The sequence below is a fragment of the Janthinobacterium saanense genome, assembly GCF_014200675.1.
GTDB lineage: Bacteria > Pseudomonadota > Gammaproteobacteria > Burkholderiales > Burkholderiaceae_D > Janthinobacterium.
Window position 1 is genome coordinate 123,710 of the sequence record NZ_JACHCI010000001.1, and the last position, 22,643, is coordinate 146,352.

At 58.9% G+C, this 22,643-nt stretch carries 19 protein-coding genes, 1 tRNA gene and 1 pseudogene; 13 read left to right on the forward strand and 8 right to left on the reverse strand.

All coding sequences use genetic code 11. The features are described 5' to 3' along the window. Positions 1 to 22: 22 nt before the first annotated feature. The 3 genes from HDE72_RS00600 to HDE72_RS00610 form a co-directional block, all read right to left on the reverse strand. Positions 23 to 1,735 carry a cation:proton antiporter domain-containing protein gene (locus HDE72_RS00600; protein ID WP_183736712.1) on the reverse strand — a complete coding sequence of 571 codons (1,713 nt, stop codon included), beginning with the start codon at positions 1,733 to 1,735 and terminating at the stop codon, positions 23 to 25. Between the two features lie 219 nt (positions 1,736 to 1,954). Then, complete coding sequence (locus HDE72_RS00605) at positions 1,955 to 3,076, reverse strand: beta-ketoacyl-ACP synthase III (RefSeq protein ID WP_183736714.1); 1,122 nt, start codon at positions 3,074 to 3,076, stop codon at positions 1,955 to 1,957. Between the two features lie 197 nt (positions 3,077 to 3,273). Next, on the reverse strand, positions 3,274 to 4,731 hold the full coding sequence (locus HDE72_RS00610; RefSeq protein ID WP_183736715.1) for a S41 family peptidase: 1,458 nt from the start codon (positions 4,729 to 4,731) through the stop codon (positions 3,274 to 3,276). A 330-nt stretch (positions 4,732 to 5,061) separates the two neighbouring features. Between HDE72_RS00610 and HDE72_RS00615 the strand changes: the two genes are divergently transcribed. The 4 genes from HDE72_RS00615 to HDE72_RS00630 all read left to right on the forward strand — a co-directional run bounded on the left by HDE72_RS00615 (position 5,062) and on the right by HDE72_RS00630 (position 12,622). Further along, positions 5,062 to 5,673 (forward strand): hypothetical protein, encoded by a 612-nt coding sequence (locus HDE72_RS00615; RefSeq protein WP_183736717.1) that lies wholly within the window; start codon positions 5,062 to 5,064, stop codon positions 5,671 to 5,673. Between the two features lie 222 nt (positions 5,674 to 5,895). Beyond that, entirely contained in the window at positions 5,896 to 8,106 is a 2,211-nt protein-coding gene (locus HDE72_RS00620; RefSeq protein WP_183736719.1) for a TonB-dependent receptor plug domain-containing protein, read from the forward strand. Between the two features lie 156 nt (positions 8,107 to 8,262). Beyond that, positions 8,263 to 10,341: a M13 family metallopeptidase gene (locus HDE72_RS00625; RefSeq protein WP_183736721.1), complete on the forward strand. Its 2,079-nt coding sequence runs from the start codon at positions 8,263 to 8,265 to the stop codon at positions 10,339 to 10,341. Between the two features lie 271 nt (positions 10,342 to 10,612). Further along, positions 10,613 to 12,622, forward strand: a complete 2,010-nt coding sequence (locus HDE72_RS00630; protein ID WP_183736723.1) for a M13 family metallopeptidase — start codon at positions 10,613 to 10,615, stop codon at positions 12,620 to 12,622. Positions 12,623 to 12,748: 126 nt separating this feature from the next. On the opposite strand, the gene HDE72_RS00635 is transcribed toward HDE72_RS00630, so the two are convergent. Continuing rightward, positions 12,749 to 13,336, reverse strand: coding sequence for a c-type cytochrome (locus tag HDE72_RS00635; protein ID WP_183736726.1), 588 nt, complete (start codon positions 13,334 to 13,336; stop codon positions 12,749 to 12,751). A 198-nt stretch (positions 13,337 to 13,534) separates the two neighbouring features. Here HDE72_RS00635 and HDE72_RS00640 point away from each other — a divergent pair. From HDE72_RS00640 to HDE72_RS00650, 3 genes are all read left to right on the forward strand, one after another. Further along, a tRNA-Arg gene (locus HDE72_RS00640) sits at positions 13,535 to 13,610 on the forward strand. A 291-nt stretch (positions 13,611 to 13,901) separates the two neighbouring features. Continuing rightward, on the forward strand, positions 13,902 to 14,366 hold the full coding sequence (locus HDE72_RS00645; protein ID WP_183736728.1) for a helix-turn-helix domain-containing protein: 465 nt from the start codon (positions 13,902 to 13,904) through the stop codon (positions 14,364 to 14,366). 148 nt (positions 14,367 to 14,514) lie between these two features. Continuing rightward, positions 14,515 to 14,943 carry a PIN domain-containing protein gene (locus HDE72_RS00650; RefSeq protein WP_311736746.1) on the forward strand — a complete coding sequence of 143 codons (429 nt, stop codon included), beginning with the start codon at positions 14,515 to 14,517 and terminating at the stop codon, positions 14,941 to 14,943. A 48-nt stretch (positions 14,944 to 14,991) separates the two neighbouring features. Here the strand turns inward: HDE72_RS00650 and HDE72_RS00655 are convergent. Together HDE72_RS00655 and HDE72_RS27925 are read right to left on the reverse strand one after the other, a co-directional pair. Continuing rightward, positions 14,992 to 15,378: pseudogene (locus HDE72_RS00655) on the reverse strand (LysR substrate-binding domain-containing protein); the annotation flags it as partial. Then, on the reverse strand, positions 15,291 to 15,515 hold the full coding sequence (locus tag HDE72_RS27925; protein ID WP_221291122.1) for a helix-turn-helix domain-containing protein: 225 nt from the start codon (positions 15,513 to 15,515) through the stop codon (positions 15,291 to 15,293). The gene HDE72_RS27925 and the pseudogene HDE72_RS00655, both read right to left, overlap by 88 nt. A 148-nt stretch (positions 15,516 to 15,663) precedes the next feature. Here HDE72_RS27925 and HDE72_RS00660 point away from each other — a divergent pair, with 148 nt between their 5' ends. The 3 genes from HDE72_RS00660 (at position 15,664) to HDE72_RS00670 (ending at position 18,484) form a co-directional block, all read left to right on the forward strand. Next, positions 15,664 to 16,434, forward strand: a complete 771-nt coding sequence (locus HDE72_RS00660) for an SDR family NAD(P)-dependent oxidoreductase (protein ID WP_183736730.1) — start codon at positions 15,664 to 15,666, stop codon at positions 16,432 to 16,434. A 28-nt stretch (positions 16,435 to 16,462) separates the two neighbouring features. Then, entirely contained in the window at positions 16,463 to 17,326 is an 864-nt protein-coding gene (locus HDE72_RS00665; protein WP_183736732.1) for an NAD(P)-dependent oxidoreductase, read from the forward strand. Between the two features lie 75 nt (positions 17,327 to 17,401). Continuing rightward, positions 17,402 to 18,484 (forward strand): aldose epimerase family protein, encoded by a 1,083-nt coding sequence (locus HDE72_RS00670; RefSeq protein ID WP_183736734.1) that lies wholly within the window; start codon positions 17,402 to 17,404, stop codon positions 18,482 to 18,484. Here the strand turns inward: HDE72_RS00670 and HDE72_RS00675 are convergent, their stop codons facing one another. Further along, the gene (locus HDE72_RS00675; RefSeq protein ID WP_183736736.1) at positions 18,485 to 19,771 is read right to left on the reverse strand and encodes a DUF6445 family protein; all 1,287 of its coding nucleotides are present in this window, start codon (positions 19,769 to 19,771) and stop codon (positions 18,485 to 18,487) included. 149 nt (positions 19,772 to 19,920) lie between these two features. On the opposite strand from HDE72_RS00675, the gene HDE72_RS00680 reads away from it, so the two are divergent. Beyond that, entirely contained in the window at positions 19,921 to 20,832 is a 912-nt protein-coding gene (locus tag HDE72_RS00680) for a glycerophosphodiester phosphodiesterase (protein ID WP_183736738.1), read from the forward strand. 34 nt (positions 20,833 to 20,866) lie between these two features. Here HDE72_RS00680 and HDE72_RS00685 read toward each other — a convergent pair whose 3' ends face one another. Continuing rightward, the gene (locus HDE72_RS00685) at positions 20,867 to 21,319 is read right to left on the reverse strand and encodes an Lrp/AsnC family transcriptional regulator (protein WP_183736739.1); all 453 of its coding nucleotides are present in this window, start codon (positions 21,317 to 21,319) and stop codon (positions 20,867 to 20,869) included. A 120-nt stretch (positions 21,320 to 21,439) separates the two neighbouring features. Between HDE72_RS00685 and HDE72_RS00690 the strand changes: the two genes are divergently transcribed. Together HDE72_RS00690 and HDE72_RS00695 are read left to right on the forward strand one after the other, a co-directional pair. Further along, on the forward strand, positions 21,440 to 21,955 hold the full coding sequence (locus HDE72_RS00690; RefSeq protein ID WP_183736741.1) for a hypothetical protein: 516 nt from the start codon (positions 21,440 to 21,442) through the stop codon (positions 21,953 to 21,955). Between the two features lie 85 nt (positions 21,956 to 22,040). Further along, entirely contained in the window at positions 22,041 to 22,628 is a 588-nt protein-coding gene (locus HDE72_RS00695; RefSeq protein ID WP_183736743.1) for a hypothetical protein, read from the forward strand. The last annotated feature ends 15 nt before the right edge of the window (positions 22,629 to 22,643 follow it).

A 22,643-nucleotide genomic window follows, 5' to 3' on the forward strand; every position in this document is an offset into this window, starting at 1 on the left:
CCTGAGGGTCTGACCCCGGGGATCAATGCCCGCCGTGCGCTTTTTTCGCTTCTTCAAAACTATGCAGCACGTGCTCGGCCATGCCATTGGCCAGTTCGTGTTCGCCGATAAAGATCTTGCCCGCGTTTTCAGCGCGCAGCAGGTCGGCTTCTTCTTCGCTGTGGGTGCGCACCACCGTCAAAATGCCGGGGTTCAGCGCGCGCGCCGTCTCGATCATGGCGCGCACGTGGAAGGTGTCCGGCGTGGCGATGACCAGCATGGTGGCGTGCGTGATGTGGGCCTGGATCAGCACGGCCGGTTCGCCCGCATTGCCGGCCACGGCCGGAATGCCCTGCTTGCGCAGCTGGTCGACGATTTCGCGGTTTTCCTCGGCCACCACAAAGTGGATGCCCCGCTCCATCAGGGCGGCGGCGATGCGCCGGCCTACGCGGCCGTAGCCCACCAGCACGATCTGGCCTGACAGTTTTTCCTGCGGCACCGTCATCGGCAATTCAGCCAGCGGATCGGCCGTGCGTTCGAATTTGCGCGCAAAGTCGCTGTTATTGAGCACGCGCAACAGCGGATTGGCCATGCTGAACACCAGCGGATTCAAGGCGATCGACAGGATGGCGCCGGCCAGTATCAGGCTTTGGCCTTCTTGCGGCATCAGGCCCAGCGACAGGCCCAGTGCGGCCAGGATGAACGAGAATTCACCGATCTGCGCCAGGCTGGCCGAGACGATGATGGCGGTTTTTGGCGGATAACGCAGCGCCATCACCAGCAAAAAGGCGGCGATCGATTTACCGAAGATGATGATGGCGCAGACGGCCAGCACTTGCAGCGGTTTTTCCACCAGGATATTCGGCTCGAACAGCATGCCGACCGAAACGAAGAACAGCACGGCGAACGCGTCGCGCAGAGGCAAGGACTCTTCGGCAGCGCGGTGGCTCAGTTCGGATTCGCGCAGCACCATGCCGGCAAAGAAGGCGCCCAGCGCGAACGACACGCCAAACACTTGCGTGGCGGCATAGGCGATGCCGACGGCGGCGGCGATCACGCACAGGGTGAACAGTTCACGCGAACCGCTGCGCGCCACTTGCCACAAGATCCATGGAAACAGTTTGCGGCCCACCACCAGCATGAAGACGATGAAACCGGCAACCTGGCCCAGGGTGATGACCAGGGTATACCACAAGCTGACGTGTTCGCTACCAGGCGCTACCGTGCCGCCCAGCGCGCCGGAAAATGCCGGTAGCAACACCAGTACCAGCACGGTGACCAGGTCTTCCACCACCAGCCAGCCGACGGCGATGCGGCCATTCAGGGAATCGAGGATGCCCCGTTCTTCCAGCGCCCGCAACAGCACCACGGTACTGGCGACCGACAGCGCCAGGCCGAAGATCAGCCCGCCGCCAAGGCTCCAGCCCCACCAGTGGGCCAGGCCCATGCCCATCGCCGTGGCGACGGCAATCTGCAAGATGGCGCCCGGCAGCGCGATCTTGCGCACATCCCACAGGTCTTCGATGGAAAAGTGCAGGCCGACACCGAACATCATCAGCATCACGCCGATTTCCGCCAATTGCCCGGCCAATTCCGCATCCGCAACAAAACCTGGCGTGGCCGGTCCTATCATGATGCCGGCGGCCAGATAGCCGACTAATGCCGGCAATTTCATACGGGTGGCGATAAAGCCAAAAACGAGGCCGAAACCGAGGGCGGCGGCTATGGTGGTAATCAGACTGATGTCGTGGGGCATGCGCTATGGGTTCCTTATGATACAGATGTAAAAAGATAAATTGGAGCGCTTGAGTATAAACGCAACAAAGCTGCAGCTGGGACTTTTCCCGCCGCTTTTTTACAAAAAATCCATACCCTATCTTCGTCCAGGTGGCTGCGAACGCATGCCTATCCACCTGGAACAGCGCCTAATTCATGCAATCAGCGCTTTTTCAGATATCTATATTGAAGTTGCCGCTTAAAGTTTACGTACTACTACGCAACCGATCGAGTAACCGGCGCCAAACGAGCAGATGACGCCCATCGCGCCTGCAGGCAGATCATCTTGATATTTATGGAAGGCAATAATCGAACCGGCCGACGAGGTATTGGCGTAGGTATCGAGGATCACCGGGGCTTCATGCGCTTCGGCATCGCGGCCCAGGATCAGGCGCGTGATCAGCAGATTCATGTTCAGGTTCGCCTGGTGCAACCAGTAGCGGCTCACTTGCGCCACTTCCACGCCGGCCTTGGCCAGGGTCGCCTTGATCATGTCGGCGGCCATCGGGCACACTTCCTTGAAAACTTTGCGGCCTTGCTGGCGGAACAGCTTGTCGGCCTGGCCCACGCCTTCTTCATCAAAACGGTTGAGGAAGCCGAAATTGTTGCGAATGGCGTTGGAAAAACGCGTTTTCAATTCCGTGCCGACGATTTCGAACTGGTGCCTGGAGACGGCCGTCTCTTTCGCCTCGACCACGATGGCGGTGCAGGCGTCGCCAAAGATGAAGTGGCTGTCGCGGTCGCGCCAGTTCAGGTGGCCGCTGGTGATTTCAGGATTCAAGACCAGCACCGCGCGCGCCTGGCCGCTTTGCACGGCGGCCACCGCTTGCTGGATGCCGAAGGTGGCCGACGAGCACGCCACGTTCATATCGAAGCCATAGCCATCGATGTCCAGCGCATGCTGCACTTCCACCGCCATGGCAGGGTAGGCGCGCTGCATATTGCTGCAGGCAACCAGTACCATGTCGATATCGGCTGCCGTGCGGCCGGCGCGGGCCAGCGCCTCGCGCGCAGCGGCCACGGCCATTTCAGCCTGCAGCGAGATTTCATCGTCGGCCCGCTCGGCGATGCGCGACACCATGCGCGCCGGGTCCAGGATGCCTTCTTTTTCCATCACGTAGCGCGACTTGATGCCGGAGGCCTTCTCGATGAAGGCCACGCTCGACAGGTCCAGCGCCGTCACCGTGCCATCGGCAATCGCGGCCGCATGCTCGGCATTGAACTTTTCCGCGTAGGCATTGAAGCAGGTGACCAGCTCTTCGTTCGAGATCGAGAATGGCGGCGTGTAGAGGCCGGTACCGCTGATGACGACTTGTTTCATGTGAAATCTTTCAAATTAGGCAATCGACGCGACGCCGATAAGTGAAGCAAATTTTACACAAACAGACCGGGCTGTAGAGAGTTTCGTGCCACGCAGGCAGATTGCTGTGGCGTGAGGTGTGGCGTGTATGGCAGAAAAAGACCCGCCGCGCAGGCAGGTCCTTTGATCTTTGCTACGGGAAAATGCGACTTGGCTGATTATTTCTTCGGTTCTGGTTTCGCTTCCGCCTGCGCCACTACCGGTTCCGGCTTGGCCAGTTGCACCGGCAAGCCTTTCAGGTGATTCAGGGCCTGGTTCAGCTGGAAGTCATCCTTGCTGCCGAATTCCAGCGGTTTCTGGGTTTTTTCCAGGGCGATGATGCGCAGCTGCTCTTCCATCTCGTCGTTGACAGGGGCGGCCTTGGCCGTATCCTTGGCTTTGTCGGCATCCTTGTCGCGGTCGTTGATCAAGTGTTTCTGCAAGTCTGCTTCGCGGATGCGCAGGCTGTTCAAGCCGTCGTTGGTGGCGTTTTCATCGACCATCAGGTCGGGCACGATGCCCTTGGCCTGGATCGAGCGGCCATTCGGCGTGTAGTAGCGGGCCGTGGTCAGCTTGACGGCCGTATCGGCAGTCAGCTGGCGGATGGTTTGCACCGAACCCTTGCCGAAGGTTTGCGTGCCGATGATGGTGCCGCGCTTGTAGTCTTGCAGGGCGCCGGCGACGATTTCCGAGGCCGAGGCCGAACCCGTGTTGACCAGTACCACCAGCGGCACTTTCTTGATGGCATCCGGCAGTTTCGCCAGGGCGTCGCCTTCGCTGCGCAGGGAATAGTATTCGGCACGGCCGTAAAACACTTGCTTGGAATCGGGCAACTGGCCATTGGTCGAGACAATCGCACTATCCTTGGGCAAAAAGGCGGCCGCGACGCCGATGGCGCCCTGCAGCACGCCGCCCGGATCGTTGCGCAAGTCCAGCACCATGCCTTTGATATTCGGGTCTTGCTTGTACAGCGCCGTGATCTGGGCTGCCATGTCATCGACGGTCGGTTCCTGGAATTGCGACACGCGCACCCAGGCGTAACCGGGGGCGATCATCTTCGACTTGACGCTTTTCTGGTGGATTTCTTCGCGCGTGATGACGAAGGACAGCGGTTGCGGCTCATCCTTGCGGGCAATGGTCAAGGACACCTTGGTGCCCGGTTCGCCGCGCATGCGCTTGACGTTTTCATCGAGGCTGCTGCCTTTCACGGGCTGGCCATCGAGGCGGGTAATCAGATCGCCCGCCTTGATGCCGGCGCGGTAGGCGGGCGAATCTTCGATCGGTGACACAATCTTGATATAGCCATCATCGCTGAGGCCGATTTCTATACCCAGGCCGACAAACTTGCCTTCCGACCCTTCGCGCAATTCGGCGTAGGCTTTCTTGTCCAGGTAGGCGGAATGGGGATCGAGCGAGGCCACCATGCCGGAAATGGCTTCCGTCAGCAGTTTTTTGTCTTCTACCGGTTCCACATAGTCGGACTTGATCAGGCTAAACACGTCGGCCAGCTGGCGCAGTTCTTCCAGCGGCAGGGTAGGCTCGACGTTTTTTTGCGCCATCGCGGAAAATTGCAGCGAGACGGCAACCCCGGCCACGACGCCGAGGCCGATCAAGCCTGTGTTTTTGAGTTTGCCCATATGTCCACCTAGCTAGAATTGATTTTCTGTGTTGCACAGGCGCCAGTCCCTGTGGAGCGGCGCTGTCTGAAAGTATAGTCCTGAATCCCGGCCCGCGTGGCAGCGCACCGCTAATTTGGTTTAAAGCACAGTGTAGGCAGTAGAAACCGGCAAGTAACTTGCCATATGTTGCTGTTTTGTATGCGATGTATAGTTGTTCTTGAGGGGAGTAAGCATTTGTAATACTCGAAAAAAAGTCTCACACACCGTCATATAGTGAATTCGCATTCTCGACCCGAAGTGGTTTTGCCTGCGTCTCACGACGCAGGCTTTTTTTTATCTGGAGCCCTTATGACATCCCTGACTTTGTTGCCTTCCTTGCGTAGATTCAGCCTGGCCCTGCTGCTCGCCACGACGGCCGTGACGGCATCGGCCATACCGATCACCGAGATGCACCTGGAAGACTTGTTGCCCATGGCGCCAGATTTCAAGACCGAATTGAAGCTCAATGCGAATCAGAACATTTTATGGCAGCAGGTGGAAGCGAAGACGCGGCAACTGCTGCGCGAGCGCAAGGCGCGCCGCGAGCGCTTGCAAGCCAGTGTGCAGGCCGGCCTGGCAGCGCCGCAACTGGAGCTGCGCGACCTGGTCGGGGGGCTTGACAATGAAAGTGCGATCAGCCTGGCCGAAGAAAAACAGTTGCGCGAGTGGTGGCTGACCGTCAACGATGCGCTCGATGAAAGCCAGCGCCATGCCGTGGCCCAGTTTATCGCCGGCCAGATGGCGCGCGTGATGGATGGCGTCGTGCCGCACAGTGAAACGCCAGGCGCGCCCAGTGGTGGCGGACGCAAAGGCGGTGGCCGGGGTGGCGCAGGCGGCGGTTTTGGCGGAAATAGTATCGGCGGCAGCGCTGGCAGCGGCGCCGGCAATGTGGGTAGCGGCGTGAATATTCCGTTCAATTGAACGGTAGAAACTGAGGCGGCAAGCGCTCTGGCGGGGGGGATGGGCGGAAAGTGTTGTATGCGGTGGCAGGGAATTGTTGCTTAATTGTTGTGCAAATGTATCGTAAAGTAAAAAACGGCCACGGCGCCAGCCATGGCTGAGGTCAGGCACCTAGAATACGTTTTTTACATTGCTGAAGCCACAACATTAGCCACAGCGTCACCGTGATCCTGCCTCCTCCCCATGCGTAAATTGTTTTCCGCCGCCAGCCTGGCGCTATTGAGTTCCACTGCGCTGATGGCGCCTGCCTTTGGCCAGTCCGAGCCAGCCGATACCAGCGTGATGGTGAAAGACCAGGATGGCAAGGAGGTGCCGGCCGTCACCGTCAATGGCAGCCGCGCCAGCGACATGGATGAGCGGCGCCAGTCGACGGCGGGCAAGCAGGTGTATGGCCGCGAAGAACTGGACCGCAATGGCGATACCAGCCTGGGCGATGTGCTGAAACGTTTGCCGGGCGTGACCATGGGCGGTAAGCCGGGGCGTGGCGGCGAAATCCGCATGCGGGGCCTCGGTAGCGGCTATACCCAGGTGCTGCTCAATGGCGAGCGCCCGCCGGCCGGCTTTTCCATGGATTCGCTGTCGCCCGATCAGGTCGAGCGCATCGAAGTGATGCGCGGCCCGGTGGCCGAGCACAGCACGCGCGCCATTGCCGGCACCATCAATATCATCTTGCGCGACGGCTACCAGCAGCGCGATATCCAGCTGAAACTGACCGACAGCATCGAAAAGGGCCGGCATGGCCCCAATCTGTCGCTGATGGTGCCGGGCAAGGTGGACGGCCTGACTTATCTGCTGTCCGCTACCGTGTCGCAAAACCGCCAGCAAGACATCAACCGCACGCACAATCTCGATACCGACCTGGCCGATGGTGTGGTGGAAAAAGACCAGCAGGTGCAGGACATCAGCATGCGCCGCTCCACTTCGCTGCACCTGACGCCGCGCCTGTCCTACAAGTTCGACGGCGGCGATACGCTGAACTTCCAGCCTTTCCTGATGAGCAACCGCAGCGATGGCACGACCAGCAGCCTGCTGGACCAGTCCACTGGCCAAATCGCGCCTGAATACCACACCGCCGCCGGCAGCAGCACTTCGTCGAGCACCTTCTTGCGCGGTTTTGGCAACTGGCTGCACAAGATGGACGGCGCGGCCAAGCTGGACGTGAAGTTTGGCTTTGGCAGCGGCAAGAGCGACAGCGATGCGGTGCGCAATCAATATGACGGCAGCGGCAAGCTGCTCGACAACTTCCTCGATACCGACAGCACGCGCGACCGCAGTGTCAATACGGGCGGCAAATACACTTCGCCGCTGGGCAAGGGCCATTTATTGGCGGCCGGCTGGGATGCCGAATGGGGCAAGCGCGAGCAGACCCGCGTATCGCTGGACAATGGCTTGCCCGGTTTCGTCGATTCGGGCGACAACCTGACGGCCGAGACGCGCCGCTTCGCCGCTTTCGCCCAGGATGAATGGGATATCACGCCCCAGTGGGCCGCCTATTTCGGCTTGCGCTGGGAAGGCATCCGCACCATCAGCGACCGCAGCAGCGGCACCATCAGCAATACCAGCAGCGTCTGGAGTCCCTTGCTGCACGGTGTATGGCGCATTCCCGGCCATGAAAAAGACCAGGTGCGCATGAGTTTGACGCGCAGCTACCGCGCGCCAGCCCTGAACGACCTGATCGCCCTGCCGTCGCTGTCGCGCCTGAACAGCGCCACGCGGCCTGACCGCACCGGTAATCCGAATTTGAAACCGGAACTGGCGACCGGCATCGACCTGGCCTATGAGCATTACCTGGGCCGCGCCGGCATCCTCAGCGTGAGCGGTTTTACGCGTCAGATCGATAATCTGATGCGCCGTGAAACCAGCTTGCAAAACACGCTGACCGGTCCACGCTGGGTCTCCACGCCCACCAATATCGGCAATGCGCGTACCAGCGGCATCGAACTGGAGGCCAAGTTCCAGCTGGTGGAATTGATGGCCGATGCGCCCGCCATCGACTTGCGCGCCAATTACAGCCGTTTCTGGTCGAACGTGGACGGCATTCCCGGCCCGAACAACCGGCTCGACCAGCAGGCCAAACAAACGGCCAACCTGGGCCTCGATTACCGCATCAAGCAAGTGCCGCTGACCCTGGGCGGCAGTTATAACTGGACGCCGGCCACCACCATCCAGACCAGCCTGACGGAAACCGTGTATGGCACGGCCAAGCGGGGGCTCGACGTGTATGGCTTGTGGAAATTCGATGTGCGCACGCAACTGCGCATCTCCGCCAGCAACCTGCTGCACGACGATTACATCAATGGCCGCGACGTGCTGACGAATGGCTTGCTGCAAAGCGCATTGACGACGTCGCCGACCAATACTGTCTGGAACGTTCGTCTGGAAACCAAATTTTAATGTTAGTGTAATGCAACAAAGCCACTGCGCCGCAGGGGACTCGGGATGGTCAAGCCTGGACTTGACGTGCTACATTCCTGAAGCTTCTGGCGCGGCGGGCAACCCGCCACAAGCGATCAGCCCGATTTTTTTTGACATGCCCCATAAGGACAATTCGTGAACCGTTACCTCTTGAGCAGCCTGACCCTGACCCTGTTGGCCGCATTTGCCAACGCCGCCGAACCCGTAGCGAACGTTGCCGCACCTACCGTTGCGCCGACCGCAGCACCAGCCGCTGCCGCTGGCGCCATTTCCGGCATCGACGTGCAATACATCGACCCTGCCGTGCGCGTGCAGGACGATTTCTTCAGCCACTTGAATGGCAAGTGGCTGGCTACGGCCGAGATTCCAGCCGACAAGTCGAGCTGGGGTTCGTTCGCCAAGCTGCGCGACGACACCACGCCGCAACTGCGCGGCATCATCGAAGCGACGCAACAGGACAAGAATAAAAAAGCTGGTTCCGAAGCGCAAAAGATCGGCGATCTGTACGCCAGCTACATGGATGAGGCACACCTCGATGCGCTGGGCGTGAAACCGCTGGTTGGCGAACTGAACCGCATCCGCTCGCTGCGTGACAAGAAGGGTGTGCCTGCCCTGATCGCTCACCTGAGCCAGGTTGGCGTCGCCACCCCGTACGCCGTGTACGTGGGCCAGGACGCGCGCGAGTCGACCAAATATGCCGCCTACGTCAGCCAAAGCGGCCTGGGCATGCCCGACCGCGATTACTACCTGGAAGCCAAGCAGGCGCCCGTGAAAGAAAAGTACCAGGCGCACGTGGAAAAAATGCTGTCCATGGCAGGCGACAAGAACGCCGCCGCGCACGCCAAGGCGGTGGTTGCGCTGGAAACCTCGCTGGCCGAAGTGCAATGGACCAAGGTCGAGAACCGCGACCCGATCAAGCGCTACAACAAGACCGAAGTTGCCAAGCTCAATGACCTGACCCCGGGCTACGATTTGAAAGCCGGCCTGGCCGCGTCTGGCATCGCCAGCAAGGTCGATTACGTCATCGTCAACCAGCCTAGTTATCTGGCCGGTTATAACAAGGTGCTGGCCGCTACCGACCTCGATACCCTGAAAGCCTACTTCGAATGGCACTTGCTGCGCAGCTACGCCAGCTATTTGTCGAAAAACTTCGTCGATGAAAGCTTTGCCTTCTACGGCACGGCCCTGAGCGGCGTGACGGAAAATCAGCCGCGCTGGAAGCGTGGCGTGGGCGCTGTCGACAGCGTGCTGGGCGAAGCGGTGGGCAAACTGTATGTGGCGCAATACTTCCCGGCCGACCGCAAGGCGCACATGGAAGAGCTGGTGAAAAACGTGCTGGCCGCCTACAAGCAAAGCATCGACACCCTGGACTGGATGAGCCCGGAAACCAAGAAAGAAGCGCAAATCAAGCTGGCCAAGTTCACGCCGAAGATAGGCTATCCAAACAAATGGCGCGATTACTCGAAACTGCAAATCGTGCAGGGTGACCTGGTGGGCAACATGATGCGCGCAGCCAATTTTGCTTCCGCACGCAATGTGGCCAAGCTGGGCAAACCGATCGACCGCGAAGAGTGGGGCATGACGCCGCAAACGGTGAACGCCTATTACAGCTCGACGATGAATGAAATCGTCTTCCCTGCCTCGATCTTGCAACCGCCATTCTTCGACGCCAAGGCGGACGACGCCGTCAACTATGGCGCCATCGGCGCCGTGATCGGCCATGAAATCAGCCACGGTTTCGATGACAAGGGTAGCCAGTCCGACGGCGACGGCAACCTGCGCGACTGGTGGACACCGGAAGACCGCAAGAACTTCGCCGCCAAGACCGACGCGCTGACCAAGCAATACGATGGCTACAGCCCGCTGCCTGGCTACCACGTCAATGGCGCGCTGACCCTGGGCGAAAACATTGCCGACAACTCCGGCGTGGCGATTGCCTACAAGGCTTACAAGATCTCGCTGGGCGGCAAACCTGCTCCGGTGATCGACGGCTTGACGGGCGACCAGCGCTTCTACATGGGCTTTGGCCAGGTATGGCGCAGCAAAATGCGTGAAGCGCAACAAATCGTGCAAATCAAGACTGATCCGCATTCGCCTGGCCAGTACCGCGCCAATGGCACCATGGTCAACCAGCCTGGCTTCTACGAAGCGTTTGACGTGAAACCTGGCGACAAGATGTATGTTGCCCCGGAAAACCGCGTCATCATCTGGTAACACCACAGTTTGCTGCATTCTTTATGCGTAAATGATATAAACATAGACGCTTAAGCCCAAAAAAGACCACCTTGCGTGGTCTTTTTTTGCATTCCCAGAAAGTTCTTTCTTCCGTTCAATTGCTTATGCTACAGTCAAAAACCGGGCCAGAAGCCTGAGGCGTTCTGACCCTGATATTTCGTACAATAATTCCATATAATATTTGAGGACTACTGTGAATCGTTATCTGTTAAGTGCATTGACACTGAGTTTGCTCGCCGGCGTTTCTGGCATGGCTAGTGCCGCTGATGCATCCAAGAAAGTTGTCGCCACGGCCGCCGCGCCTGCTACGCTGGCTTCTGGCATCGCCACCGAATACGTCGATCCAGCCGTGCGTGCACAGGACGACCTGTTCCAGCACCTGAATGGCAAATGGCTGGCCGACACGGTGATTCCTGCCGATAAGTCGAGCTGGGGCAGCTTTGCCAAACTGGCAGATGACACGCAGACACAGTTGCGCGGCATCGTAGAAGCCGCAGCCGCTGACAAGAGCCGCGCCGCCGGGTCGAACAAGCAAAAGATCGGCGACTTCTATACCAGCTTCATGGATGAAGCCAAGCTGGAAAGCCTGGGGCTGACCCCGTTGAACGCGCAGTTGGCCAAGATCGCTGCTCTGAAAAATACCAGCGAATTGCCAGCCTTCATCGCTCAATTCAGCAAGCTGGGCGTGAGCTTGCCTTACGATTTCGGTATCCATCAAGATGCCAAGGATTCCACCAAATACGTTGCCGACATCGGCCAAAGCGGCCTGGGCTTGCCTGACCGCGATTACTACCTGGAAGAAGGCAAGGCCGATACGCGCGCCAAATACCTGAACCACGTGGAAAAAATCTTGAGCCTGGCTGGCGATCAGAACGCCGCCGCCAATGCCAAGGCCATCCTGGCGCTGGAAACCGAACTGGCCAAAGTGCAATGGAGCAAGGTCGAGAACCGTGATCCGGTCAAGGCCTACAACAAGGTGGACCTGGCCAAGCTGGCCGACGTGGCGCCAGGCTTTGACTGGGCGACCTACCTGAAAGACACCGGTATCGCCGGCAAGGTCAGCTATGTGATCGTCAGCCAGCCTAGCTACCTGAAAGGCTTTGCCGAGATCGCCAACAAGACCCCGATCGAGACCTGGAAAGCCTATTTCCAATGGCATTTGCTGCACGCGAACGCGAGCTACCTGCCGAAAGCCTTCGTCGATGAAAACTTCGCTTTCTATGGCACCACCCTGACGGGCGTGACGGAAATGCGTCCACGCTGGAAACGCGGCGTGAGCGCCGTCGAAGGCGCGCTGGGCGAAGCCGTAGGCCAACTGTATGTTGAGCAATATTTCCCGGCCGACCGCAAGGTACGCATGGAAGCCCTGGTGAAAAACCTGCTGACGGCGTACAAGCAAAGCATCGACAAGCTCGATTGGATGAGCCCGGTCACCAAGAAGCAGGCGCAAATCAAGCTGGCCAAGTTCACCACCAAGATTGCTTACCCGAACAAATGGCGCGATTACTCGGCGCTGACGGTCACCTCGGACGACTTGATCGGCAATATCGAGCGTGCCAATCTGGTGTCGTATAACCGTGAACTGAACAAGCTGGGCCAGCCTATCGACCGCGACGAGTGGGGCATGACGCCACAGACAGTGAATGCTTACTACAATCCGGAGATGAATGAAATCGTCTTCCCGGCGTCGATTTTGCAAGCACCGTTCTTTGACGCCAACGCGGACGACGCGGTCAACTATGGCGCCATCGGCGCCGTGATCGGCCATGAAATCAGCCACGGCTTCGACGACCAGGGCGCGCAATACGACGGCGACGGCAATCTGCGCGACTGGTGGACCAAGTCCGACCATAAAAACTTCGCTGCGAAAACCAAGCAACTGGTGGCCCAGTACAATGGCTTCAGCCCGGTCAAAGGTTATTTCGTCAATGGCGAACTGACCCTGGGCGAAAACATCGCCGACAACTCGGGTCTGGCGATTGCCTACAAGGCCTACAAACTGGCACTGCACGGCAAAAAAGCCCCGGTCATCGACGGCCTGACGGGCGACCAGCGCTTCTACAGCGGCTGGGCGCAAGTATGGCGCATGAAAATGCGTGAAGCGCAGCAACTGGTCTATCTGAAAACGGATCCGCATTCGCCTGGCCAGTTCCGCGTCAACGGCACCGTGCGCAACCAGCCTGGCTACTACGAAGCCTTCGGCGTGAAACCGGGCGACAAGATGTACTTGCCACCGAAAGAGCGCGTCATCATGTGGTAATGCGTTTATTTACGCTGTAATGGAAAGCCGCCCCGCGCAAGCCGGGCGGCTTTTTTACGCCAGCTGAAATGTGCCGGACGAAAAAAAACCGCCTGCGCAGGCGGTTTTTCATATGGAGACGGGTACTTATTTGGCCGGCGCGGAGGCTGCTGCCGATGCCGATGCCGATGCCGCCGCCGATGCGCCGTCAGCTGCTGCAGCAGGCGCCGGCACTTCCGGTTCCTTGAACTTGCCACCCGAAGCGTTGGCCATGTAGACCACCGCGCGTGCCACTTCCACATCGTCGAGGTCAGGATTGCCGCCCTTGGCCGGCATCGCGCGCAAGCCTTCGATGGCGTGTTTCAAGACCGTGTCATAGCCCTGCGCCAGGCGCGCCGTCCAGCTGGCCGCATCGCCAAACTTCGGCGCACCGGCCACGCCAGCGCCGTGGCAAGCCACGCAGGTCGAGGTGTAGATGGCTTCCCCGCTTAACAGTACTTTCGGGCCGCTGGCGTCCTTGAAGGTATAACCGTCATCGGCAACCGGGGCCAGGCGGGCCGCGATGGCATCCGGCGACTGGCTGTCCGAACCGGCCCCAGTCAGTTTTTGGGTCGTGACAAATTGCACCAGCAAGCTGATGGCGATGACGGTGACGAGGAAGAAACCGGCTACGGCGGCAAGCAATTGCTTAGGAGTTTTGATCGCTGATTGTTGTTCGTTATGTGCGTCGCTCATGATGTCCTTAATCCAGATTCGAAACTGATGGCCTTGTACGGTAGCATTTTTACATGCCTGGATGTAAACCTTTATGAAACTCCCAATTATAGGCATAAAAAAAAGGCCATGACATGCAATTGCCCGCGATACGACAGTTTCCATAGACGTAGGTAAAGAAAAACGGTATCCTTCGCATCACTCCAAGTTTCCCCCTACGCGGCTGTAGCTCAGTGGATAGAGTATTGGCCTCCGAAGCCAAGGGTCGTGGGTTCGATCCCCGCCAGCCGCACCAACATTCGCCAATAAATCAACGGTTTGCCATTGCACGGTGACGCGCTGTTGCGCGTGTATCTGCTCGCCTGCGTGCCGTTGCTGTGCCAATTGTCCGGTTTGTCTTCCTGATCTCCACTATTGTTTATCGTTATCTTCGGTGTCACGCAGCTGGCATAAGAGCGTAGAACGGACATATTGTTTCGGCTTGTGAAACGTGGTTGCGTTTATTTCGTTTGTTTCGTATGATGCGTTTATAATGGGGTTAAAGATGATGCCCATAGTCATAAGTCCTGCAAATTAGGAGAAAGTCATGTCGACCGTGATGGATAGGCTGGACAACAAGGAAGATGTCGAGCTTGCTAAAGCGGCCCAGCGCTGCATCGTGAGTGCATTGGATCATGCGCGGGCGGTGAATATTGCCATCGTTGAGGACGGCGTCGAGAGGGTAGCAGACTCGCCGTTGCTCAAGCTGCCACCCAAAGTGTTGCGTCTGTTTGCCGACTTGCTGGGGGCCATGGCTCAGGGCAAGGCGGTGGCGATCATGCCGAAAGAAATGGATGTGACAACCCAGGAAGCCGCGATGTTTTTGCAAGTTTCCCGGCCTTATCTGGTCCGGCTTCTGGATCAGGGAAAGATGCCTTTTCATAAGGTTGGCACGCATCGACGCATCCGCTTTGAGGACGTGGTGGCTTATAAAGAAGCGCGTCAAAAATCAGCACACAGTGCGCTGCAAGAATTGGTTGATCAGGCACAGGAACTTGATATGGGCTACTGATGGCTGGAAGTTATCGGTATACGGCAGTGCTCGATGCTTGTGTTTTGTATCCAGCACCCTTGCGTGACCTGCTTCTGAGTTTAGCGTCAGAGGAATTTTTCGCGCCCGCTGGACCGAGACCATCCATGCAGAATGGACACGGAACTTGTTGATAAAACGGCCCGATTTAAGCCCGGATAAGCTGGCTAGAACGGCCGCTTTAATGAACCAGGCCGTAGAAGATTGCCTGGTTGAGAATTACGAATATCTGATCGACTCCTTGACCTTACCTGACCCTGATGACCGGCATGTCCTGGCCAGCGCGATTGTTGGCCATGCGGATGCGATAGTGACCTTCAATCACAAGGATTTTCCAGAGGCAGCCGTTTCAAAGCATGGTATCGAGATACTCCATCCGGACGACTTCCTGATTGCTCAATACGATCTCAATCCGATTGGTATGCTGAGCATTATCAAAGCGCAGCGTGAACGATTGAGAAATCCTCCCAAATCAGTCGATGAGTTCATCACGACCTATGAACTTCAAGGGTTGCCACAACTGTGTGCCGTGTTACGCCAGGCTGTTGAGCTGATTTAAATTTCAACTAGTTCGCGTTCAACGCCCGATCTTCCCGCTTTCTTTTCCTCACCGCACCAAACTCTCCACAAAATCCAGCAATGCCCTTGTCTTGGCCGGCACATGATGCCGCGACGGGTAGTAGGCGTACAGGGGGAAGCGCTGGTCGGGCCAGTCGGGGAAGCGGCGGATCAACTGCCCTGAAGCGATGTAGTGCTCGAGACCCAGTTCAAGCAGTTGCGCGATGCCGAGGCCGGGCAGGCAGGTGCTGTAGAGGGGGCCGGGGTCGTTGACGGTCAGCGTGCCTTGCGGTTTGACGATCAGTCGCTTCTTGCGCTGATGAAATTCCCACGGGAAGGGCCGGCCGGTCACCGGTTCGCGGAACCGGATGCAGCGGTGCTGTCCATTTTCCAGTTCGGTGGGGGCAGCTGGATGGCCGTAGCGCACCAGATAGGCCGCGCTTCCAGGCGGGCAACAGCCCGGCTTACGCCCGATTGCGACATGTACAGCACTTCGGCGGCGCCGTTAACACTGCGCGTATCGACCACCGCCGTCAGCACGTCCACGCCTTCCAGCAGCTGGGAACTGAGCACCCTCGTTCTTGCCTCTCGCGCATGAATGTAATGCCTTTCATGTTATCGCTATTCAATCTTCACGCTCCCATAATACTTTCAACGCGGCGCCTTCTGACTTTCAGATAGACATGTCGCTACCTTGAAACTGACAGATTGGAGTTAGAAAATGGCACGTATTCTCATCACCGGTTCTTCTGACGGACTGGGCCAGATGGCTGCAAAGCTGCTGGTCGCTGAAGGCCACCAGGTCGTGCTGCATGCCCGCAATGCAGCGCGTGCGGAGCACGCCATGACGCAAGTGCCGGGCGCCGAAACGGTGCTGGCCGGGGACTTGGCCAGCATCGCCGAAACCAGGGCGCTGGCCGGGCGCATCAATGCCCTGGGCGCTTTTGACGCGATGATCCATAACGCGGCCGTTGGCTATCAGGAACCCAAACGTATCGCCACCGTCGATGGCTTGCCGCATGTGTTTGCCGTCAACGCGCTGGCGCCCTACATCCTGACGGCACTGGTGACGCCGCCCAAGCGCCTAGTCTATATCAGTTCCAAACTGCATCAGCATGGCGATATTTCCCTGGACGACCTGAGGTGGGAACAGCGGCCGTGGGATGGCACGCAGGCGTATTCCGATTCCAAGCTGCACAACGCGCTCTTGGCCTTTGCCGTGGCGCGCCGCTGGCCTGGCGTGCTGTCCAATAGCCTGGAACCGGGCTGGGTGCCGACCAAGATGGGCGGTGCAAGCGCGCCCGATGACCTGAACCTGGCGCCACGCACGCAGGCCTGGCTGGCCGCCGGCATTGACCCGGCAACGCAGCTGACGGGCGGCTACTTTTACCATCAACGGCCTGCCGTGGCGCTGAAGGCAGCACGCGATATCGCCATCCAGGAACGTTTTCTTTCGGCTTGCGCGCTGTTGTCCGGCGTCGTCATGCCTTAACCGTTTGCTGTATCTCAAGGAGAACATCATGAGCAACATTACCGTACTGGGCCTGGGTGCGATGGGATCGCGCATGGCGGCCAATCTTCTCAAGGCTGGCCATATACTGACCGTCTGGAACCGCACGCCAGAAGCGGCGGCAACACTGCTTGCGGCGGGTGCGCGGTTGGCGGCAACGCCGCGGGCAGCGGTGGCGGGCGCCGACTTCGTGCTGGCCATGCTGCGCGACGATGCCGCGTCGCGGCAGGTGTGGCTGGATGCCGAACATGGTGCGCTGGCTGGCATGGCTGCGGGTGCTATCGCCATCGAAAGTTCGACCGTCACGCCGGGCTGGATACGCGAACTCGATGCGCAGGCAGCTGAATACGGCGTCGATCTGCTCGAAGCGCCGGTGGCCGGTTCCCGTCCGCAGGCGGAAGCGGGGCAACTGATTTTCCTGGCCGGTGGCGATGCCGCGACCCTGGAGCGTTGCCAGCCGCTGCTCAAGGCCATGGGGGCTGCCGTGCACCTGGTGGGTCCGGTCGGCAATGGCGCTTTGACCAAGCTGTCCACCAATGCCCTGCTGGGCATACAGGTGACGGCGCTGGCCGAAGTGATTGGTTTGCTCAAGCGCAATGGCGCAGACGTGGAAACGGCTTTGAAAGCCATCTCGGCTACGCCGGTATGGGCGCCCGTCAATCACATGCTGGTGTCGACCATGCTTAGCAGCAATTTCGCTCCGCAATTTCCGATAACGCTGATCGAAAAGGATTTCGGCTATGCCGTTGCGGCGGCGGGCGATAGCGAATCTATTCCCACCATCACGGCTGCGCATGGTGTGTTCCAGCAGGCTATCGAGCAGGGTTTGGGCGAGATCAATATGACGGGTGTGGTGCAATTATTTGCTAAATAATTAAATTTTCTTGGCCGCAAGGTCTTGGTTTATGATGTTTCTAGCCATTCATCAACCATGACCTTGTGAGATGCCATGACCCGTGTTGCGACTTCCCCGTCTGTCTCTGTCAGTGCAGCCCCGTTCGGGGTATTGCCCGATGGCACGCAGGTGACTGCTTACACCCTGGTTAACCGCCAGGGCCTGCGCATCAAGGTATTGGACTTTGGCGCCATCATCCAGGCCGTGCATGCGCCAGACCGGCATGGTGCATTCGCTGACGTGGTGCTGGGCTTCGATGGCATCGCACCGTATCTGAGCAATAACTGGTATCTGGGCGCCGTGGTGGGGCGGTTTGCCAACCGCATTGCACGCGGACGCTTCAGCCTCGATGGCCGCGATTACAGCCTGGCCGTCAACAACGGTGTCAATCATTTGCATGGCGGCAAGCAAGGTTTTCACCAGGTACTGTGGTCTGCCGAAGCCTATGAAAAAGAGGGGGCGGCGGGCATCGTGTTGACCCGCAGCAGCCCGGATGGCGAAGATGGTTATCCGGGCCGGCTGGACGTGACCCTGGTCTACGAATTGAACGACGACAACGCTTTGAGCTTGCGTTATCACGCCACGACGGACCAGGCCACGCCCGTCAATCTGACCAATCACAGTTATTTCAATCTGGCGGGGCAGGGCGATATCCTGGCGCATGAAGTGATGATCGCGGCAGACCGCTACACGCCCGTCGATGCCGGCTCGATACCCACCGGGGAATTGGCCGATGTTGCTGGCACACCGTTTGATTTGCGCCGTGCCACGGCGGTCGGCGCCGGCATTGATGCGGTGCATGAACAGATCCGTTTTGGCCATGGCTACGACCATAATTTCGTGCTCAATAAAAAGGCAGGCTCGTCGCTGGACCTGGCGGCCACCGCGCGCGATCCTGCCTCGGGGCGGGTGCTGGAGGTGTACACGCAAGCGCCTGGCGTGCAGCTGTACACGGGTAATTTTCTTGATGACAGTCAACATGGCAAGCAGGGCCCGCTGCAGCGTCGCGGCGCCCTGTGCCTGGAAACCCAGCATTTCCCGGATTCCCCCAACCAGCCGCATTTTCCTGACTGCATAGTGCGGCCAGGTACACCGTATCAGACGCAAACGGTGTACCGCTTTACCACCGATGCCTGATCAGCGCGGCTGGTCTGATTCGGGCACTTCGAAGAAGAACAGTTGCACCAGCCGGCCATTGTCGGCCGTGTCGCCGAACACCTTGCTGATCGAATGAAAGTAATGGCCCTTGTACACAATCAAGCGGTTGTGGCGCATGGGCACTTCCAGCAAAGCTTCCCAGCTGTCGCGCTGGGCTTGCAGTTCGTTGAATTTCTGCACCTTGCTGTTGGGCAGCCAGCGTTTCTGGAATTCCTTGAAGCTGGGGTAGCCGCCCGCCTTGACGTCGGCCTCCGGCAGGCGCCGCGTCCAGCCGCTGGGACGGTGGCGCCAGAAGGTGGTGCCGCCGCTGCATTGTTCGGGTGGGTTCAGATACAGCACGCCCGCATAAAACTGGAAATTATTCCCCGTTTCATTATCGACGTGGATATCGGTGCGCGCCGTCGCATCGGCATGGCTGAGGCGGTAGGACGCGTTGTCGGGTGAAATGAAAAGGATCTCGCGGCCCAGGGCGGTGGCGATGCGCTCCATGATGTCCTGGCAAGGCTGGCCTTCCGTCTGGCTACCCGGATAGTTTTGTCCCGCATAGCGCTGCGGCGCGAAGGGCAGGGTGAGTGCATGGGCACGCCAGGCGGCCGGGTCGGGCAGGAAGTCGTCGATGATGTGCAGATCGATATCCTGCAGGAAGCCGCGCACTTCATTGGCGACCTCCAGCGCGCTCAGTTTTTCGGGCTGTTGCGCTTGCGGGCTGGCAAAGCCGATGCGGCAGGCTTGCGCCATGGCCGGGTGCAGGACCAGACCGGTGGCATAACGGGCGAGCGCCAGTTCTTTCTGCCCGGTACGGTAATACAGTTCGGCCAGCCCCTGCAGGTTTTGCCAGCGCTCGGGGCGCAAGGCGTGGGCGCGTTCCAGTTCGGCGATGGCTTCCGGCAAGCGTTGCTTGCCTAGCAGCAACTCGGAATGGAGGATGGCGAAATCGTGTTCCCCTGGCGCCAGCCGGGCAGCCGTGGCGTAGCTGGCCAGCGCTGCCTCGCTGTCTGTTGCGCGCAGTACATTGCCCAGGTTGTAATGAAACAGGGCGTTGCCGGGTTGTTGCTTGAGAGACAATTTGATCAGTCCCAGGCCCATGGCGTGCTGGCCCAGTTGCAGCATCGCCAGTCCCTGGCCATGCTGGGCCTCGGCCAGGCCTGGATCAAGCTTGTAGGCCGCCTGATAAGCGTTGATGGCTTCGATCAGCTTGCCTGCCTGGTGTAGCTGCTGGCCGGTTGCAAGTTGCTGCGTGGCTAGTGTACTTTTTTGTTCGCCCATGTTGTCGATTCCGCTGGAAGGTGGCAAACAGTGTAACTGAGTCAGCCTGAACGTGCCGAGGCCGCCGACTATGCTGTCAAACAGATAAACAGCTAGGGATTCCCCCTGTCATATGAGAAAATTTCCGCCACGTTTACAGGGATAGAACTATGTTGATCAGCCAGAAAAAAAATAAGACGGCCGCGCTGGCGCTGCTGTTGAGCATGTTCAGCACGGTTGCCCACGCCGATTGTATGGGCATGCAGGTACACGCCCATCGCGGTGCTGGAGATGCAGCAGAGAATTCATTGAGTGCGCTGCGCAATGCGTATTTCGGCACCTGGGATGGGGTTGAGACGGATCTGCAACTGTTGGCTGATGGCAACTGGGTGGCTTACCACGACTTGCTGACGGGCAGGGTGGTCGATACGGGCCAGCCGCGCGCCGTCAAGCAGATGGACAGCGATGACTGGCGCGTAGCCCGCATGAAAAATCACGGTGCGTTGACGGCGGAAACGCCGCCTTTCGTGGCCGACATCGCCGACCTGGCCACGGCGTTTCCCGAGAAAACCCTGAATGCGGAAATCAAGGATGTGGCGCCCTCGTGTGCGCCGGTGGAATCCCTGGTGGCGCAGTTGCGCAGCAACATCAAGCATGGCAACTGGTTCTTGACGTCCAGCGTGCCGAACAACCTCGTCTGCGCCCGCCGTGCCGATCCGCAAGGTTATCTGGGCGTGGTCGTGCTGGACCCTCGCCAGGCCCAGGCGGCTGGCGAAAGCAAGGTCAGCCGCCTTGCCGCGAAGGGGGCTCGTCCGCCCAAGCTGGACAAAGCCTGGCTGCAGCGCATGCAGCAGCAGATCGGCATGCCCATCGGCGTGCACATCGATGCGCGCAGCCTGGACGCCAATCCGCATTTGCTGGGCGACGCCGCCAACCTGGACATGCCCGTCTTCGTGTACGGCGCCGATGGCGACTCGGCCCTGGCCGCCTCCTTGCTGCGCGCACAAAAACGCAGCCACCGCTGGCCCAGCGGCGTAATACTCGACGGTAATCCCGATACCTTTTGCGCGATGCTGGAATAGACGAATCACCTTGCGTGTGGCGTATGCCAGTCGTTCAGGCAATCTGATCGGCTGGCAGCCGGTTGCGATCCTCCCATTGCGATGACAGTACCATCGAGGTGCTGGTCTTGCCGACTTGTCCCAGCGACTTCAGGCATGCCTGCAGGTGTTCCGGGCTTTTCAGGGCCAGGCGTATCAAGGCGCAATGGTTGCCTGTGGTGGCGTGCAGGGCCAGCACTTCCGGACGCGCTGCCGCCCAGGCATCGAGTGCATCGTGCGACTCCACCGTAATATTGATGAAGGCTTCAAAGCTGTAACCGAGTGCGCGCAAGTTGAGCTGTAGCGAGAATTTTCCGATCACGCCAGTTTCTTCCAGGCGCTTGACTCTTTCCGTCACGGCGGGCGCCGTCAGGTGGATACGGCGGCCGATTTCAGAGTAGCTGAGGCGGGAATTTTCCTGTAGCAGGGAGAGAATTTTCCGGTCATAGGCATCCAGTGCATCATTCAAGGCATAGACTCCAAAAAAACTTCAAAACTGTCCCCTTCCGCAGAGGAATTCCTTCGAACCTGCATGGTGTCATACGGTCGCGCTGCCTATCATAGCCACTACTGCAACGGAGGAGGAAAAATGCATCAGTTTTCAAAAGTTCGGCACGTGAATGGCATCCACGATTTTGATTTTCTGTTGGGACAGTGGCATGTGGAAAACCGTAGGCTGAAACATCGGCTGCAGGGTAGTCATGAATGGGAAGAGTTCAGCGCTACCCAGTGTAATCAAGCTTTGCCCGCAGGCATAGGCAATTATGACGACTATATTGCCGCTCACTGGAAGCCAGATTTCGTCGGCTTGTCCTTGCGTCTGTTTAATCCGCAAACACAGTGCTGGAGCATCTATTGGCTCGATAACCAAACCGGTGGACTTGCTGCCAATGGCTTGCTGCAGCCACCCGTGGTGGGCAAGTTCGAGTCCGGCGTGGGCGTCTTCGAGGGCGAGGATATGCTCGATGGGCGGCCGATACGCGTGCGCTATACCTGGAGCGATGTTGCTAGCGGTACGCCTTGCTGGGAGCAATCGATGAGTGACGATGGCGGGGGCCATTGGGAACTGAACTGGCGCATGCGCTTTCGGCGTGTGTCGCCATAAAATAGTGGTGAAAGCAGATGCGGATATGGGATGATTCCTATCCACAATCACACACTATTTACGCCACCGCACCGCTGGATACGCCATGACCATGCAAGCCTTGAACCCATCCGCGACACTCGCCGGCAGCGCCATCGGCGCCATGTTCTTTTCCATTTTCGGCGGCGCCTGGGTGGCGGCCTGGTGTGTGCAAAGCTATGGTCCACAGCCGCTCAAGGTGTTGCCGATCGCTGCCATTGCTGCTTTCCTGTTCATGCTGGCCTGGCGCCAGTTCAGCCGCAACCGCGTCGCCCACAAGGCGCAGGAAGCCACGCCCGAGGCCAAGCGTTCGGGCAGGCTGTTCAACATCATCAACGCGGTCCAGTGGATTGCCATTTTTATCGTCGGTAATGTGCTCAAGAATATGGGATGGCAGGCATGGTTCATTCCCGCTGTTATCCTTATCGTCGGCCTGCATTTCTTTCCGCTGGCCTGGCTGTTCAAGGCCCGCCGCCATGTGGCCATCGGCCTGGCGCTGTGTGTATGGGCCATCGGCTACCCCCTGACCTTGCGCCATGGTCCCGTCAATCCGGGCGGTTGCCTGGGCGCTGGATTGATCTTGTGGACGGCGGCCGTGTCGGCCTTGCGCGCCGGTTTTGCCGTGCAGCACAAGCCGCTCCCGCCCCACAACTAAGCTTTTCCAACGGCC